Raw genomic sequence first — 17,122 nt, 5'->3', positions numbered from 1 at the left:
GGTATCCTCCGAATTCTTATATCGATTTTCGGAAAGCCTATCGCGCTGAATGACCCTTGTCGAGCGCCCTCGAAAGTGCCGATTTGAAACCGACTTCGTTATCGAAGCGCGCCGTGATCGGTAACGGAGTAATGCGCGCACGCCAGGCGGGCGATAGCTTGATCCAGTCCTTTTCGGTTGTGATCAGTTGCGCGTTGCCGGCGGTGGTGGCGAGGCGATTGAGTGTTTTCTCGGACAGAGCGGCGTGGTCGGGAAAGCCTTCGAAGCCGGCGACGGTCAGCCCCAGCGATGTCAGTGTCGCTTCGAACTTCCACGGCTTGGCTATACCGGCAAAGCCATAGACCGGGCCGGTGAGGGACGGCGTCTGCGGCACCAGGCGGGCGATGAAGACCGGCCGTGACGATAGAAGTGCCAGCAGGCCTGCGTCGGGCGCCGAACCATCCGGCATCCACAGGACGACGACGTCGGCGCGGGCCAAGCCTTCGGTGAACGGTTCACGCAGAGGGCCATAAGGGCAGATGCCGCCGTCGCCGAACGGCCAGGCGCCATTGCGCGTATCGCCGTCAACGACCAACACGTGCAGGTCCTTGGCGATCTGGAGATTCTGGTGCGCGTCATCGACCACGGCGACCTGCGCCTGACCTTCCAGCGCCTTGAGACCGGCGGCGCGATCCCTGGCAATCATGAAGGGCGCGTGCTGGGCCAGCATCAAGGGTTCATCACCGACTTCGGCGGCTGTATGCCTTGCCGGATCCACGCGTGCCGGGCCTTCCAGCGTACCGCCATACCCCTTCGACAGGCCGAACGCGCCGTCCAGCAGGCGCAGAATCTCAGCCGTGATCGGCGTCTTGCCGGAGCCGCCGAGCGTCAGATTGCCAACGCTGATGACAAACACAGATGAACGATAGGGATTGGCGCTGGCGCGCTTGGCGTCGTTGACAGCCCGCCAGATCAGCGACAGCGGCCAGAGTGCCGGACGCCACCACGGCGCGCCTGCTGCCTTGCGCTTGTACCACCATGTGGGCGTATTGAGCGCCATGATCAGGCGTCTCCTGGCAAGAGCGGCGACAGCGCCTGCCAGACGCGATCGAGCATGCCGGCCTCGGCCTGGCTTATCTCAAGCGCGCGGGCGTCGGCCGCTTTGACCGCCTCAGGGGCGCGCAGCAATTCGCCGCTCAGGAAGGCCAGTTCATCGCGTCCCTGCACGCGCCAGCCCGCGCCTTTGGTCAGGAGGGTATCGAAAATGCCTTCCCAGTTGCCGATATCGTCGCCGGTGATGACGCTCTTGCCGAGACGTGCGGCCTCCAGCGGATTGTGGCCACCTATGCCGTTCAGGAAGCTTCCGCCCATGATGACCAGATCAGCCAACGAGAAGAAAATGCCCAATTCTCCCAGGGTATCGGCCAGATAGACATGTGTTTCTGTCGTGATCGCCTCATCGCGCGAACGTTGCGCGACCCGGAATCCCAATGCTTCGAGATCGAGGCGGATGTCTTCGGCCTTGATCGGGTGGCGCGGCACGAGGATCAGCAGGTCACCGTTGTGGAGCTGAGGCCCAAGCGCACTGACGACGATATTGTCCTCGCCATAGTGGGTGCTGGCGGCGACGATCACCCGTCGCCCCGCCAAGGTCTCCCGCAGGGCAAAGAGCTGTGCTGAATCGACCGTAAGCGGCGCGCCGATGGTCTTGAGATTGGCCTGGACCGCCGGGGTCACCTGCATGGCGCGCAGGCGCTGTTCTGAGGCGTCGTCCTGCGCCATGACCAGCGCATAGCCCTTGAGCAGGGACTGCATGCTGCGCCGGAAGGTCTGCCAGCCACGAAAGGTCTTTTCGGTGATGCGCGCGCTCAGCAGCGCATGCGGGACATGGCGCTGCGTCAGGGCCTGCAGCAGGTTCGGCCAGATGTCGCTTTCGATAAACACAGCCAGGCGCGGCTGCCAGTGATCGAGAAAGGCCTCGACCGCCTGAGGCGTGTCGATCGGCGCATACTGATGGATGACGCCTTCAGGCAGGCGGCGGCTCAGGATTTCAGCAGACGTCGTTGTCGCTGTGGTGATCAGCAGGCCGAGGTCCGGGCGCTCGGCCTTCAGGCGCTCAAGGATCGGGATGGCCGACAGGCTCTCACCGACGCTGACGCCGTGAAACCAAATGACAGGCTTGTCCGGCCGGGCCTGCGTAGTCTGGCCCAGCCGCTCGGTGAACCGTGCCGGGTCTTCCTTGCCCTTGGCGACGCGGTCGCGCAAAAGCTTGGGCGCAAACGCGTGAAAGGTTCGTGCCGCGCCGCGATAGACGGCCAGAGGCAGGGTCATTGTACCCTGTCCGCGTCAGCCAAGGTGTCAGTGTTCTCAGCGTCCTGGCGTTCCAGCCAGCCCAGCTGACGTCCGCCGCCGCTGCCGCGTTTGGCGCCGATCAGGTCGTCGGCACGGTCGGTAGCTTCGCTTAAAGTGCTTTCGGCCTGGACGCGCAGGCGTTCGAATTCCGCCTCGTCGATCCTGGAAGAGACTGCCGGCAGGACGCGCCACACCATGGCGCCGCGGTTGAACGGCAGGGGCAGGCGCATCTTGTCCCAGGTGTTGAACTCGACGTAGTGCTTCGCCGATTGCCCCAGGCAAACCAGCACCGCGCCGCTCATCTGCGACAGCTTCAGGCTGCCCTCGGTCATCGTCCGGGCCGGGCCGCGCGGGCCGTCAGGCGTTGTTGCCACGCCCTTGCCGTCGCGCAGCCAGCGCAGCATATCGCGGAAGGCCTGGGCGCCACGCTTGTCCTTGCCGGGATTGGACTTCTTGGCCGAAGACCCACGGATTGTATAGCGGCCGAAATCATCGGTAACCTTGGTGATGACGTCGCCGAATTTTGAGGTCGAACTCAGCACCGCGATTGGCTGGGCGTTTTCCAGCGGCCAGCTCGAATGGCCGAAATGCAGGCGCTCGTGCCAGAACATCAGCACGACGGGGCTGTCGCTGGCCCACACGGCCTCGACCTCGGCGCGGCCTTCGCTCCGCCAGCGCGTCGTGGCGTAGCAGAACTTGAGGTAGGCAGAGATCATGCTGCCCAGGATGTTCTGCATCTTGCGGCGTTTCAGGATGTCTTTCATGCGGCCTCCGGGGAGGTGCCAAGTTGCGTTGCCGCCAGGCGGCTGTAGAGCCCGCCCGAACGCATCAGGCTGTCATGCGTGCCATGCTCGCGAATCTGCCCTTTGTCGAGCACGAGGATCAGGTCGCAATTGCGTACCGTCGACAGTCGGTGGGCAACGACAAAGGTCGTGCGGCCCTTCATCAGGCGTTCTAACGCTTGTTGAACCAGCGCTTCGGACTCGGTGTCTAACGCCGATGTGGCCTCATCCAACAGGAGTAAAGGGGCGTTCTTCAGGAAGGCGCGTGCAATCGCAATCCGTTGTTTTTGTCCGCCCGAAAGCTGAGAGCCTGCCTCACCGGCACGGGTGTTGTAACCTTTCGGCAGGCTGCGAATAAAGCCGTCGGCGGCAGCATCGCGCGCGGCCTGTTCGATCTCGGCGGTGGTGGCGTCCGGGCGGCCGTAGGCGATATTGGCGTGAATAGCGTCGTCAAACAGGAAGGGGTCTTGCGTCACCAGGGCGATATTGTCGCGCAGTGAGCCGAGCGAAATTTGGCGATGATCGATGCCGTCGAAGCGGATGGCGCCGGACGTCAGGTCGAAGAAACGCGGGATCAGGTTGAGCAGTGTCGACTTGCCCGAGCCACTTGGGCCAACAAGGGCAATGCTCTGTCCAGCCGAAACGTCGAAGCTGACTTCATTCAGCACAGGCGCCTCACCATAGGCAAAGCTGGCCTTGTCGAAACCCAAGCGCTTAAAATCGCGCGGCAGGGCTACGGCGTCGGCGGCCGAGATAATCTCCGGTTTGATATCGAGCGCCGCGAACAGGCGCCTTGCGGCGGTCATGCCCTGGCTGAATGTGCCTTGCAGGCCGGTCAGTTGCCGCAGGGCCTGACTGGCGATGCCCAGCGCCGTGACAAAGCCGAACAGGTCGCCAGCCGTGATAAAGCCGCCCTGGGCGCGCCAGCCGGCATAGGCCAGCAGGCCCGCCAGCAACAGGCCGGTCAGCAATTCGGTAGCGGGCGCGGCCATGGTGCGGGCATTGGCGCCTTTGATCATATGGCCCTGGCGGCGGTCGATGACATCACCGACGCGTGCCTCTTCGGCCGCTTCCTGGTTGCTGACCTTGACGACCTTGATGCCGTCGAGGCTTTCCATGATGGCAGTCGACAGGCTCGACGTCTCGGCCATGGCGCCCTGCGCCGCCGTCCGTGTGCGCTTCAGGTATTTGCCCATGACCAGGCCGATGACCGGCGCGATCAGCAGCACGGCTAGGGTCATGGTCCAGTCGAAATAGATCATGTTGGCGATGGCGCCGACAGCGATCAGACCGCTCTGGACATACTGCACCATGCCCGTCGAGGCCGCGTCGCGGACGAGGTCGGCGTCGTACAGCACCGACGACAGGTGCTGGCCGGAATGGGCCTTTTGCAGGCGGCCAAGGTCGGCGTGGACAAGGCGGGAGAACAGATCGCGCTGGATATTGCCGACCAGCCGGTTGCCGATCGTATTCAGCGATACGGTGAGGCCGCGCTGACCAGCGAAGCGGACAATGACGGCGGCGATGATGATCAGCGGGATCATCAGCATCGGATTGGCGACGATGGCGGCGACGATTTCACCAGGCAGGAAATCAAGCGACTTGCCGGCCGACGATGTGCGGAACAGAAGATCGACAGCCGAGCCCATCAGCACGCCAAATAGGGTCGTAGCCAGGGCGACGATGACCGCGCATACCAGAGCAATCCCGAGAAGGCGTTTTTGGGCCGCCAGGTACTGCGTCCAGATCCGGCGGGCGATCGCTTTCGCGGGCATCTCAGCGGATGGCAGGGATTTGGGTTCGAGCGGCATTCGGTCTGGCAAACGGTTTGTCAGTGTTTATATAGGCTTATGCGTCATTTCCGTAAGCCTGTCGCGCGCTTTTGTGTTAATGGCGGATTCCTTGCCGCTCGAGCGCCGCTGGGCTCCTCGCATACGCTCGGGCGCACAGTCGTGCTTGCCGAAGCCATGGCTTCGGAAGATTGTTTTGAGGCCGTTTTTGAAGCTGTACCCAAAGAAATTTCGCCAGACCAGGTTTCCGACGGAAACGCGTGCCCAGCGGTTCGGCACCTATCTGCACTATCTGTGGGGTGACCACGCTTACTTGCGTCTCGGCTTCACCAACGCCCACTGGATCGACGACAAGATGCTGCGGACCAACCAGCCGTGGCCGTTCCAGCTGGCGCAATGGCAGAAGAAGGGCATCAAGACCGTCATCAACCTGCGTGGCGGGTTCGGATCTTTCTATTACCTGGAAAAATACGCCTGTGAAAAGCTGGGGCTGAAGCTGGAGAATTTCGGCCTGACCTCGCGCAGCCTGCCGACGCGTGATGAAATCTTCGCGGCAAAGGCGCTATTCGACCGCATCGAATACCCGGCGTTGCTGCATTGCAAGTCGGGCGCGGACCGCGCCGGCATGATGAGCGTCCTCTATGCCCACCTGCATCTCGGCCAGCCGATTGAACAGGCGCGTCAACAGTTGAGTTTTAAATATCTGCACATGAAATCGGGGCTGACCGGTGTGCTCGACTACCTATTCGAAGTCTATCTGCGCGATATCGAACCCAGGGGCATCAGCTTTCTGGAATGGGTCGACAGCCCGGAATTCGACCCCGCCCGCATCAAGGACGATTTCAAGGCGTCCTGGTGGGGGACGATGATGACTGAAAAATTCCTGAGGCGTGAATAGTGCCTGTCGAGAACGAACGCAAATACGTGCTGGATATCGACTTCGACGCCGGGCATTTGAAGGGCTGGACCAGGCACGACATTCGTCAGGCTTATCTCGACGACGGCCCGCGTATCCGCCAACGCGATGCGGACTACATCTTCACCTACAAGAAGTGGGTGCCGCACGCCGGCGAGCTGGTCGAGATCGAAACGCCAGTTTCACAAGATGATTTCGATTTGCTGTGGCCGCTGTGCGTCCAGCGCATCGCCAAGACGCGGTACGTCCTGATGCAGGATGAGGTCGAATGGGTGGTCGATTTTCTGCGCGACGATAACGGCCAGGTGTACTTCGTTCTGGCCGAGGCTGAGCTGCCGCGCGGTCAGGCTGCGCCTCGGCATATCCCGGCGGAAATAGAAAACGGCATCCGCCATTCGGTGGATGCAGCTGACAATCGCTTTACCAACAAGAAGCTGGCCGACCGCGACTACGCCGCCGGCATCTATCAGCTTGTCACGGGTTGATTATTCGCCTTCGGTCGAAGGGTCGATCAGCTTGTGGGCGTGGATGACGAAGTAGCGCATCAACGCGTTGTCGACGGTCGATTGCGCCTTGGTTCGCCACGCCTTGACGGCTTCGGCATTGTTGGCATAGGCGCCGACGAACTCGATCGCCTTCAGGTCCTTGAAGGTTGTGCCATTCAGGTCCTGTAATTCGCCGCCGATGACGAGATGGAGAAGTTGTTTGTCGCTCATTGTAACACTCAGACTTAGGGGTTTTCCAACGTCAGCAGGTGGGCGCAGCGCCGGATGATTTCTGGGAACAGCGCCGGACCCGAACAGATCAGGCTGGGTTTGAGACTATCCTTGCCATTAAAACCGTAAGGATTTCCCAAATGATCGGACACAATCGCACCGGCTTCCTGGGCGATCAGCGTTGCCGCGGCCACATCCCAGTCGCGTTTGGGCGTCAGCGCCATGGTGAAGTCGGCGCGGCCGGCGGCGACGACACACATGCGATAGGCCACAGATGGGCGGGACTGGACGGCCATGCGCGGCCAGGCTTCGGGCCAGATATCGCGGCCGAACAGGCGTGAATCGCCGACGACTTCAGCGTCTTCCAGAGTCTGCCTGTCACGGGCACGGACGGGCTGGTCGTTGAGATTCGCCCCCTTGCCCGTCGCGGCGCTAAACAGTTCGTGGGCGTCCGGCGCATAGACAACCGCCGCAACCGGCCGGCCGGCCTCGACAACGGCCAGGGCGATCGTCCAGTAGGGGCTGCCTTTGGAGAGGCCCATCGTGCCGTCGATCGGATCGAGCACGAAGGTTCGTTGTGCATTCAGCCGTTCGGCGTTGTCGGGCGATTCCTCGCTCTGCCAGCCATAGTCCGGGCGGGCCTCGAGCAGGGCTTCCTTGAGCCAGAGATTGACCTCGGTATCGGCATTGGTGACGATGGAGCCGTCGGACTTGAAGCTGGTGATCAGACCGTGCGCCTTGAGGTGCTGAGCCAGGGCGCCGGCGCGACGCACCTTGTCTATGATCAGGTCCAGGTCGCTGAGCGTCACCGCGCTGGCCATCACTTGCCCCCGACGCTCAAAGAATCGATGAGCAGGCTGGGCGTGTCCATAGTTCCGCGGATTTCCAGGTCAGAGGCGGGGATCAGGCGCGGATACATGTCGATCAGATTGCCGGCGACGGTGATTTCGTTGACCGGATACTGGATTTCGCCGTTTTCAAACCAGAAGCCTGATGCGCCGGCGGACCAGTCGCCGGTATCGGAATTGACGCTGGGGCCGAACATCGACGTGACGATCACGCCCTTGCCCGCGTCCTTTAGCAGTTCGCTGCAGGACTTAGGGCCAGCCGACAGGACGATATTGTGCGCGCCGACGCCCGGAGGACTGGCCAGGCCGCGCGAAGCATGGCCGGTGGATGTCATGCCGAGTTGACGCGCTGCAGCGGTGTTCAGCAGCCACGTCGTCAAAACGCCGTCTTCGATAAGCGAGATGCGCTTTGTGGCCACGCCTTCGTCGTCGAACAGGCAGGAACCGAGGCCGCGCACGCGTAAGGGATCGTCGATGATCTGGATCGACGGATCGAACAGGCGCTGACCCAGCTTGTCCTTCAGGAAGCTGGAGCCGCGTGCGATGGCCGTGCCGGAAATCGCGCCCAGGAACTGGCCGATCAGCGATTTGGCGATGCGCTTGTCGAACAGGACCGGGGCCTTCTGGGTAGGTATTTTCCGGGCGCCCAGCGCCTTGATGGCGCGTTCGGCGGCGGTCGTCCCGATTTCGGCCACACCTGGCAGGTCGGCGACAAATCGCGTGCTGCGGCCTTCGCCGTCGCGTTCCATGGCGCCATCTGCGCCCGTGGCGATGAAACGGCCCGACAGGAAGAAGAGGCTGGTGTGGTGCGTCGCCTGAAACCCACCCGAAGTCAGCATGTGCCAGCAGTTCTGGCTGTAGCCCGTGGACGCGGCGTCACCCTGCAGGCGCGGATCGATCTCCAGACCGGCGGCTTCGATGGCCAGGGCCTGGTTCTGCAGGGTTTCCGCCGACAACGGCGTGTCATCGTAAATCTGCAGGCTGTCTTCGGAGCCGCCTGAGCGGTAGAGGAGAGCCGGATCGGCCAGGCTGGCATAGGGATCGTCAGGCGCCAGCGACGCCATAACGACAGCGCGTTCGACCAGCCGGTCCAGCGTCTGGGGCGAGAATTCGGACACCGAGACCACGGCCTGCTTCTTGCCGACGAACACCCGAAGGCCCAGGTCGGCCGTCTCATCGCGTTCGACGGTTTCAAGGTCACCCTTGCGGATACTGACGCTTAAAGAACGGCTTTCGGCGAACACCGCTTCGGCGGCATCTGCGCCGCGCGCCTTCGCGGCTTCGATCACGTCGTTCAGGCGTTCGAAAGGCGTCTGGGAAACGGGCTTGCTTCGCGTTTGCAACATGAAATTTGTATAGGCCCGCCCGCAGCCACAAGGCAAGTCTCGTTTGTGACAAATCGATAGGGATGGCGCCGCCTTTTAACCACATCGTTTAGCATTGCATTGACGCGGGACTGTTAGAAACAGCCCCCGTACTTTGTAGGCGTAGAGTGGTTCCCCGGTGTCGCAGCAGCAATCATCAATTGTAAGACCGCTTACAATCGTTTGCGATCAGCTTGTTATAGGCATCAAAACTGTTATCGGCAGGCTCCAGTGGCGTCGTCGTGGCCACCGTCTGGACACTGCCGATGCCGCGGTCATGCGGCGTGAGCTGGCGGCGACCATGCGTCCCGTCGTGCGGGGCTATCTCTGGGCGATTGTTGGCTACTATTTGGTCAACGGATTGACCTATCATGTGCCCGGCGACTGGGGTCTGGTGCCGGGGGCTGCCTTTGTCTCGGTCATTACCGGCGCGGTGCTGTTAAACTACACGCGGCAGACCTATTCGATGCGCCGGCTGATGGTGGCCGGGCATATCGGCAACTTCCTGCTGTTTTACAATACTGCCATCGACATCGCCATTCTCTATGATCCGTTGAAGCTGATCTATTTCGCCCTGGCCCTGCCGATCTTTGCTGTCTCAGGCGTGTCCATGCGCGTTGTCCTGCCAAGCGCCCTGGTCAGTGTCGGCACATTCGCGTTGATCGCGCTTGGACGCGAGCCGGCGCATACAGAACAATATGCCTGGATTGCGCTGACGGCTTTGATGACCGGTTTGTGCATGAGCGTAATCCTGCGGATCACGATCCTCAAGGCGGTGCGCGCAAGGGTTATGGCCGACCGCCATCGCGACGAAGCCTCGGCCCTGGCGCACAATGACGCCCTGACCGGCCTGCCCAACCGGCGCAGCTTCTTTGCAGCGCTGGAAGAGCGCATGCGCCTGGGCCACCCCTTCGATCTCGGGCTGGTCGATCTCGACGGCTTCAAGCCCATCAACGACGTCTATGGCCACGCCGCCGGTGACGCTGTGCTGATCGAGGTCGGTCACCGGTTGCAGGCCGCATGTCCCGATGACGCCATTATTGCGCGCCTTGGCGGGGACGAATTTGCGCTTATCCTGCCGTCGCGCCGCAGCCGGAGCGATCTTCTGGCACTCGGGCGGCACATCTGCGCCGGTCTGCGCCAGCCGTTCCATCTGGGCGGCGCCACGGCCAGCCTGTCCGGATCGATCGGCGTGGTGCGCGTCGGTACTGAAAAAGCCAGCGGCACGCTGCTGCTGGAGCGCGCCGACTACGCGCTATATCGCGCCAAGGCCAATGCGCGGGGCGAAGTGGTCATTTTCGACGCGCGTCACGAAGGCGAGATGCGCGACTTCAACCGCGTCGATGCCGCCCTGCGCAACGGCGACCTCAACGCGGAAATGCACGTCGTCTTTCAACCGCAATATGACCTCAAGGCCGAGCGGACAGTGGGCTTCGAAGCCCTGGCCCGCTGGAACAGCCCGCAACTGGGCGCGGTCATGCCCGACGTCTTCATCCTGGCCGCTGAGCGCTCCGGCGCGATCGGCAAGCTGACGGAAATCTTGCTGCGCAAGACGCTGAAGGCCGTGCGCGAATGGCCCGAAGACCTGTTCGTCACTTTCAACCTGTCGACACGCGACCTGCACTCGCGCCGCGCCATCGACGCCATCCGCGACATTGTGCTGTCGAGCGGCGTAGCACCCAGCCGTATCGAGTTCGAGATCACCGAAACAGCGATGATGACCGATTTCGACCGGGCGCTGAAGGGGCTGAACGCGTTGAAGGGGTTGGGCGTAAAGATCGCGCTCGATGACTTCGGCTCGGGCTTTTCCAGTTTCAGCTACCTGCATCGCCTGCCCATCGACACCCTGAAGATCGATCGGTCTTTCATCACGCAGATCGACACCAGCCAGACGCGGATGATCGTCAAGACCATGATCGATCTGTGCGGAAATCTGGGCCTGGAACACATCATCGAAGGCGTGGAGACCGAAGCCGAGTGCGCGGCCCTGCGCGAGATCAACGCCCGCTACGTCCAGGGCTACCTGTTCTCACGCCCGATGAGCCCGGAGAACGTCTCCGGTTATCTGGCCCGGGAGGTCAATATATTGCCGCCGCAGTTAAAGGCAGCAAGCTGAGGCGCGGAGGGGGCATCCTGCGCCTGGCCGGCCCCCTCCGGGAATCGACAGCGGTATCTGCTTAGCGGGTTTCGTTCCGCCATTAGGCTTTCTTTCAAGGATATGTGCTAAACAACACCTAAGGAACAAGGGGTTGGCAGTACTGTGGCAGAGCAAAAGACCGAGCGTCCATGGCGCAGCTGGGCAAACCGGGTTTTAAGTTTCTTCCGGAACCACGGTCTTGCCGCGCCGAAAGGGCTGGCGCCGGCTGATGAATTCGACGCCATCGTGCCGATCGTGCGGACCTTCTGCCTGATCACGGGCGTCTATTATGGCATCGTCATCTATAACCGTTTCCAGACGGAAACCGGGGTCAATCTGGCCATCCTGCTGGCCCTGGCCGTCCTCAATTCGGCCGCCAGCTTCTTCTTCTATTTCCGTTACCTGCGCAACACCAAGAGCCTGTTGCGTCTCGACATCGCCAGCGCGACCGTCAATGCGCTGCTGCTGATCAATCCGATCGTCTACCAGTTCATGCATTACGATTCGCAGCGGCTGGTCTATTTTGCCTTCCTGGGTTTGATTTTCGGCGCCACAAGTGTGCGGCTGCGCGTCATGCTGCCAAGCTTCGTCGTCACCCTGGGCGCCCTGATTGGCTTCGCCGTCGCGAACGGGACGATGGTCCGCAAGGATTCCGCGGTGCTGGCGATTTTGATCGTGCCGGTGGTCATGATGATTTCTGTGTCTGTGCGCAACACCCTGTTCCAGGCCATCCGCGCGCGCGTCGTCGCGGAAAAGCTGCACGCCGAAGCCTCCGCCATGGCAAATTGTGACGCACTGACCAGCCTGCCAAACCGCCGTAGCTTCTTCCGTCAGGTCGAAGCCGGTAAGGGCGCGCCGTTTGATCTCGCCCTGATCGATCTCGACGGCTTTAAGCCGGTCAATGACATTTACGGCCACTCGGTCGGCGATGAACTGCTGATCCAGGTTGCCCAGCGCCTGAACGCGCATTGCAGCGGGCAGGGCTTTGCGGCGCGCATCGGCGGTGACGAATTCGCAGTCATTCTGCCCGGCAGCCGGTCAGAACATGATCTTCAGGCGTTTGGCGCGGCCCTGTGCGATGGCTTGCGCGAAACCTATTTCCTGGGGGGCGTGGCGGCGAATATCTCGGCTTCGGTCGGGTTTGTCCGCGCGGCTGACAGCGCCATGACGACGTCCCAGTTGCTGGAGCGCGCCGATTACGCCCTCTATTTCGCCAAGCAGAACCTGCGTGGCGCGCCGGTCGTCTTCACCAAGGCGCATGAAACGGCGATGCACGACTTCAGCGTCGTCGACCAGACCTTGCGCGCCGCCGACCTGGATCGCGAGTTGTCCATCGTCTTTCAGCCGCAGGTCGATGCCGTTGTCCGCCAGACAACCGGTTTCGAGGCCCTGGCCCGCTGGAAAAGCCCGCAACTGGGCGATGTCCGCCCCGACGTCTTCATCAAGGCGGCGGAACGTTCCGGCCTGATCACCCGCGTTACGCTGATCCTGCTGGAAAAGGCACTGGCGAAGGTTTCTGCCTGGCCGTCGCATCTGCGCGTTTCGTTCAACCTGTCGGCGCGCGACCTGCGCTCAAGCCTGTCGATCAACAATATCCGCGAAGCTGTGAAGCGATCGGGTGTCGATCCACGCCGTATCGAGTTCGAAATCACGGAAACAGCCATGCTGACCGACTTCGAGCAGGCGTGCGAAGCTCTGCTGCAGTTGAAGAGCATGGGCTGCCGCGTGGCGATCGACGACTTCGGTTCAGGCTATTCCAGCTTCAGCTACATTCACCGGCTGCCGGTGGACAAGATCAAGATCGACCGCAGTTTTGTGACCCAGCTGGTCAAGCACGACGCGGCGCTCAAGATCATCAAGACGATTATCGACCTGTGCGGCAACCTGCACCTCGATTGCGTCGTCGAAGGCGTCGAAACCGAACGCGAACTGAACCAGCTGTTGCAGGTGAAGGCGCGGCATATCCAGGGCTTCCTGTTCGCCCGGCCCATGCCGGCCGATCAGATCAATGGCTATCTGCAGAAGGAGACGACCCGACCAACGGGGCGGATCGAGGAGCTACAAAAGGAAACGGCCCAAACTGAGGTTCGGGCCGCCGGGTAAGTTCGTCGGCAAAGCGCGCTACTTCTTCGCCTTGCCGTCTTTGCCGATAGAGAAGCTGGGGTGCGGCGGCTGGTTATAGGCCGTGTTCTGCCAGGCGACGGCCGCGCGATATTGCGGATCCTGCATCAGGGTCACCATACCGATCTCGGACGGAATCGGCGTCGAATAGATGCGCAGTGCCGTATTGTCAGCCTTGCGCAGGATCACTTCCTCGCGCCAGTCGCCCAGAATGTCAGCCTGCAAGGCCGGGGTCGCCTTGGTGCCATTGTTCGATGCCATGCCGTCGGCCTGGAGCAGCGGCCGGGTCTCACCGGTGTTCCAGTCCCACTTGGAAATGGTGATGTTGTCGAGCAGTTCGCGCAGGGAATCGCCGTCCCACCAGATGGCGAAATTGGTCTGGCGCGGATGCTTGTCGCCGATGACCTGGCCCTTGATATTGTAGAGGTTATTGCTGTTCGACGCCCAGGCCTCGGCGCCCGGATAGCGCGGGTCGATATCGGCCGCCAGGCCGCGGCCGGTATCTTTTTCGGCATAGGTCGTCCACAGCACCTCGCCCGTGCGGGCGTCGAGCAGGGCCGAACCCTTGTTGCCATTGGCCTTCATGACTTCGTGGGCGCCGAATTTTTCCAGGCCCGGGCGCGTCGGATCGAGATCGCCCACGTGCATGGCGTCGCCGTGGAACAGCTTCGCCGTCCATAGCGGCTTGCCGGTATCGTCGAGAGCCATCGAACCGTAGATGATCTCATCGCGGCCGTCGCCATCGACGTCGGCGACGCTGAGCTGATGGTTGCCCTGGCCGCTGAAGCCATCGGGCACACCAGGCGCGATCGAATCGAAATTCCAGCGCTGGCTCAGCTTGCCATTGCGGAAATCGTAGGCCGCCAACGTTGTACGGCCGTAATAACCGCGCGCCATGACGGCAGAGGGCAGGGCGCCGTCGAGCCAGGCCACGCCGGCCAGGTAGCGTTCGGAGCGATTGCCGTAACCGTCGCCCCAGATTTCCTTGAGGCGTTCCGGCGTCGCCGTGTCGCCTTCGGGCACGCGCGTCGGCCAGTAGGGAACGGTGTCCAGTACACGGCCGGTCCGGCCTTCGAAGGCGCTCAAATATTCCGGGCCCTTCAGGATGCGGCCCTGGAACTGCGCCATCAGCTTGCCGTCAGGTGTCTGGACCGAGCCGGTGCGGTCGGTCTGTTCGAGTTCGCCAGCTGTCGACACCCAGTCGGCACTGGCGTCGCCGATTACCTTGCCTGCCGCGTCCTTCGTGCCGTCGGCGGTTTTGACGATCAGTTCGGCCTTGCCGTCACCGTCGAAGTCTTCGACCATGAACTGGGTATAGTGCGCGCCGGCGCGGATGTTGCGGCCGAGGTCGACGCGCCACAACTTCCTGCCCTCCAGCGTGTAGGCGTCAAGCAGGACATTGCCGGTATACCCGCCACGGCTATTGTCCTGCGCGTTGGTCGGCTCCCACTTCAGGACGACTTCGTAATCGCCGTCGCCGTCGAGGTCGCCGACCGAAGCATCGTTGGCGGTATAGGTGTAGGGCTTGCCGTCGGGTGTGGTGCCGCCGGCCGGAACATCGAGCGCGATCTCGAGATAGTTGGCGCCCCACGGCTTGAAGACCGGCGTCGCCGCCTTCCCCATCTTTATCTGGTAGCTAGAGCCTGTAGCACCATCGGTATCCAGCCAGTTGCTGACGCCCTTGACCGTCTTGACCTTTTTGCCGTCCCGCCAGATGTCGAACGTCTGTGCGGTGTCGCTATCCAGTATCCGCCAACTGACCAGAACGCCCTTGTCGGCAGCGACGGCGATGGCGCCGCGATCGAGGGGCTCCATCTTGCGAGCCTGGGCATAGGCGACCCCGGCGATCAGTGCCAGGGCGGTGGTGACAAGGGCAATGCAGCGAAACGACTTGGGGCGGTAGGACATGAGCGCGGCCTCTCTGGATTATGATTGCAGAGTTAAACCGACTATGCTGCAAAATCCGTCACGACCAAACGAAATTTACGCATTATTGCGCAAATTCGATCACCTGCCCTTTGTCCAGATGGGTTTGCCGGAACCGGGCAGGCCCATCTCTGCCCACTTGGCCGAAACGCGATCGATGACGTCCTGCTCCATATAAAGCTTCTCACCCCACTCGCGGTGCGTCTCAGGCTCCCACTTGTTGGTGGCGTCCAGCCCGATCTTGCTGCCCAGGCCGCTTTCGGGCGAGGCGAAGTCGAGATAGTCGATCGGTGTATTTTCGACGACAGTGATATCGCGCGCCGGGTCCATGCGCGTCGACAGCGCCCACATGACGTCCTTCCAGTCGCGGGCATTGATGTCGTCGTCCACGACGATGATCCACTTGGTGTACATGAACTGGCGCAGGTACGACCAAGCGCCCATCATCACGCGCTTGGCGTGGCCGGGATAGGCCTTCTTCATCGAGATGACGGCAATGCGATAGGAGCAGCCTTCCGGCGGAAGCCAGAAATCAACAATTTCCGGAAACTGTTGCTGGATCAGGGGGATAAAGACTTCATTTAAAGCCTCGCCCAGCACGCTCGGCTCATCGGGCGGACGGCCCGTAAAGGTCGACAGATAAATCGGATCGCGGCGCATGGTGATGGCCGACACCTGGAAGATCGGAAATTTTTCGACGCTGTTGTAATAGCCAGTGTGGTCGCCGTAAGGTCCTTCGTCGGCATAGTCGTCGAGCAGGACGTGGCCTTCGAGAATGATTTCAGCGTGGGCCGGCACCAGCAGCGGCACGGTCTTGGCCTCGACCAGCTCGGCCTTCTGGCCGCGCAGCAGGCCGGCGAACTGGTATTCCGACAGGGTGTCCGGCACGGGGGTGACGGCCGCCAGGATCAGGCCGGGATCGGCGCCGAGGACGGCGGCGGCGGGCAGGGGCTCACGCTTGCCGCCGGCCTTCCAGCGACGGTGGTGTTGCGCGCCGCCGCGATGGGCCAGCCAGCGCATGATGGTCCGGCTCTTATCCAGCACCTGCATGCGATAGATGCCGAGATTGTAGTCGTCTTCGCGGCTGTCCGAGGGGCCCTTGGTGACGATCAGCGGCCAGGTGATCAGCGGCGCCGGCTCACCCGGCCAGCATCCCTGGATCGGCAACTTCGTCAGGTCGATGTCTTCGCCCGTTAGGACAACCTCTTGAACCGGCGCGGATTTTACGGCTTTGGGGCGCATGCCCATGATCGTCTTGGCCAAAGGCAGAAGTTCCAACGCGTCCCTGAAGCCGCGCGGTGGTTCAGGCTGGCGCAGGAAGGCCAGCAGTTCGCCGACTTCGCGCAGGTCGGCGGGCTCGCTGCGTTCCTTGTTGTCGAGCGTGACGCCCATGGCAACGCGCTTGACGTTGCCGAACAGGTTGACCAGCACGGGCATAGAAGACTTGGAACCATCCGGCATCAGGACGTTTTCGAACAGCACCGCCGGGCCTTTTTCGGCCAGCAGGCGGGTCTGGATCTCGGTCATTTCCAGATGCGTTGAGACCGGCGTCGATACGCGCACCAGTTCGCCTGCGGCTTCCAGCTTGGCGATAAAGTCTCTGAGCGATTTGTAGGCAGCCATGTGTGTTCTCAACGCGTAGATGTGCCGCTGACATAGGCGGGTTTGGCGGCCAAGGCAAATGGGCCGATCGCCGCAGCGACCGGCCCACGGACGCGATATGGCGAAAAGTGTTAGCGGTTTTCGCCTTGATATCGCGACAAAGCAAAAGCCTATCGATTATCCAACTGCGACTGCACGCTCTGCCGGCCGAGATAGGTGATGCGATACGGCGCGCCGTCCTGGGAACCAATCAGGCGCCGTCGCTTCAGTTTCCTGAAGACAGCAAGGGTACAGTCGGCCAGCAGATGGCCATCGCGGGTAAGGCAATCGGCGGCGATAATGCAGCCGTCAAGCCGCTCAAGGCGGATCAGGCCGCCCTGTGCCAGAACGTGCAGCACACGCTGCTCCGCACGGGAGATATTCATGGGAATGTCCGGGATATGAAACCACAACAAACCGCGCCGCGACCAGGTCTGCGGCGGGTGGTTCAGGTCTCGGTAGCGAGACCCTTAGCGGCTTCGCACAATCTCAGGCATAGGCAGTTCCGGAAACGCCGGAAAGGCCCGGCGCAAGAGCTGCCTCCTTAAGC

General features: G+C 62.0%; 14 protein-coding genes. 4 read left to right on the top strand and 10 right to left on the bottom strand.

Features of this window, described 5'->3' with window-relative positions:
- Nucleotides 1-37: 37 nt before the first annotated feature.
- From lpxK to AC1DON_RS18115, 4 genes are read right to left on the bottom strand one after another with little or no spacing between them, the layout of a single operon-like run.
- A complete protein-coding gene (gene lpxK / locus AC1DON_RS18130; protein WP_476936223.1) occupies nt 38-1,039 on the bottom strand; it encodes a tetraacyldisaccharide 4'-kinase in 1,002 nt (333 codons plus the stop codon).
- Between the two features lie 2 nt (nt 1,040-1,041).
- Nucleotides 1,042-2,310, bottom strand: coding sequence for a 3-deoxy-D-manno-octulosonic acid transferase (locus tag AC1DON_RS18125; protein ID WP_476936222.1), 1,269 nt, complete (start codon nt 2,308-2,310; stop codon nt 1,042-1,044).
- Entirely contained in the window at nt 2,307-3,095 is a 789-nt protein-coding gene (locus AC1DON_RS18120) for a lysophospholipid acyltransferase family protein (RefSeq protein ID WP_476936221.1), read from the bottom strand. The genes AC1DON_RS18125 and AC1DON_RS18120 overlap by 4 nt, the downstream gene beginning before the upstream one ends.
- Nucleotides 3,092-4,924, bottom strand: coding sequence for an ABC transporter ATP-binding protein (locus tag AC1DON_RS18115; RefSeq protein WP_476936220.1), 1,833 nt, complete (start codon nt 4,922-4,924; stop codon nt 3,092-3,094). The genes AC1DON_RS18120 and AC1DON_RS18115 overlap by 4 nt, the downstream gene beginning before the upstream one ends.
- 187 nt (nt 4,925-5,111) lie before the next feature.
- On the opposite strand from AC1DON_RS18115, the gene AC1DON_RS18110 reads away from it, so the two are divergent.
- Both AC1DON_RS18110 and AC1DON_RS18105 read left to right on the top strand, forming a co-directional pair.
- Nucleotides 5,112-5,801 (top strand): protein tyrosine phosphatase, encoded by a 690-nt coding sequence (locus AC1DON_RS18110; protein WP_476936219.1) that lies wholly within the window; start codon nt 5,112-5,114, stop codon nt 5,799-5,801.
- Nucleotides 5,801-6,304 (top strand): CYTH domain-containing protein, encoded by a 504-nt coding sequence (locus AC1DON_RS18105; RefSeq protein ID WP_476936218.1) that lies wholly within the window; start codon nt 5,801-5,803, stop codon nt 6,302-6,304. The genes AC1DON_RS18110 and AC1DON_RS18105 overlap by 1 nt, the downstream gene beginning before the upstream one ends.
- Here AC1DON_RS18105 and AC1DON_RS18100 read toward each other — a convergent pair whose 3' ends face one another.
- The 3 genes from AC1DON_RS18100 to AC1DON_RS18090 are packed head-to-tail and all read right to left on the bottom strand — an operon-like array spanning nt 6,305 to nt 8,729.
- Nucleotides 6,305-6,535, bottom strand: a complete 231-nt coding sequence (locus AC1DON_RS18100; RefSeq protein ID WP_476936217.1) for a DUF4170 domain-containing protein — start codon at nt 6,533-6,535, stop codon at nt 6,305-6,307.
- A 14-nt stretch (nt 6,536-6,549) separates the two neighbouring features.
- The gene (locus AC1DON_RS18095) at nt 6,550-7,356 is read right to left on the bottom strand and encodes an inositol monophosphatase family protein (RefSeq protein ID WP_476936216.1); all 807 of its coding nucleotides are present in this window, start codon (nt 7,354-7,356) and stop codon (nt 6,550-6,552) included.
- Nucleotides 7,356-8,729: a TldD/PmbA family protein gene (locus AC1DON_RS18090; protein WP_476936215.1), complete on the bottom strand. Its 1,374-nt coding sequence runs from the start codon at nt 8,727-8,729 to the stop codon at nt 7,356-7,358. Before AC1DON_RS18090 ends, AC1DON_RS18095 begins: the two co-directional genes overlap by 1 nt.
- A gap of 295 nt (nt 8,730-9,024) precedes the next feature.
- Between AC1DON_RS18090 and AC1DON_RS18085 the strand changes: the two genes are divergently transcribed.
- Both AC1DON_RS18085 and AC1DON_RS18080 read left to right on the top strand, forming a co-directional pair.
- Nucleotides 9,025-10,863: a putative bifunctional diguanylate cyclase/phosphodiesterase gene (locus AC1DON_RS18085; RefSeq protein ID WP_476936214.1), complete on the top strand. Its 1,839-nt coding sequence runs from the start codon at nt 9,025-9,027 to the stop codon at nt 10,861-10,863.
- Nucleotides 10,864-11,007: 144 nt separating this feature from the next.
- Nucleotides 11,008-12,987, top strand: a complete 1,980-nt coding sequence (locus AC1DON_RS18080; protein WP_476936213.1) for a putative bifunctional diguanylate cyclase/phosphodiesterase — start codon at nt 11,008-11,010, stop codon at nt 12,985-12,987.
- 18 nt (nt 12,988-13,005) lie between these two features.
- Here the strand turns inward: AC1DON_RS18080 and AC1DON_RS18075 are convergent, their stop codons facing one another.
- The 3 genes from AC1DON_RS18075 to AC1DON_RS18065 form a co-directional block, all read right to left on the bottom strand.
- A complete protein-coding gene (locus AC1DON_RS18075) occupies nt 13,006-14,913 on the bottom strand; it encodes a rhamnogalacturonan lyase (RefSeq protein ID WP_476936212.1) in 1,908 nt (635 codons plus the stop codon).
- A gap of 99 nt (nt 14,914-15,012) precedes the next feature.
- Nucleotides 15,013-16,554 carry a UbiD family decarboxylase gene (locus AC1DON_RS18070; RefSeq protein WP_476936211.1) on the bottom strand — a complete coding sequence of 514 codons (1,542 nt, stop codon included), beginning with the start codon at nt 16,552-16,554 and terminating at the stop codon, nt 15,013-15,015.
- A gap of 149 nt (nt 16,555-16,703) precedes the next feature.
- Entirely contained in the window at nt 16,704-16,958 is a 255-nt protein-coding gene (locus AC1DON_RS18065; protein ID WP_476936210.1) for a YjhX family toxin, read from the bottom strand.
- Nucleotides 16,959-17,122: the final 164 nt, after the last annotated feature.

The organism is Asticcacaulis sp. P4_H10 (assembly GCF_056400965.1).
Note: the sequence above shows the minus strand (reverse complement) of the source record. Positions and strands in the feature narration are given on the sequence as shown.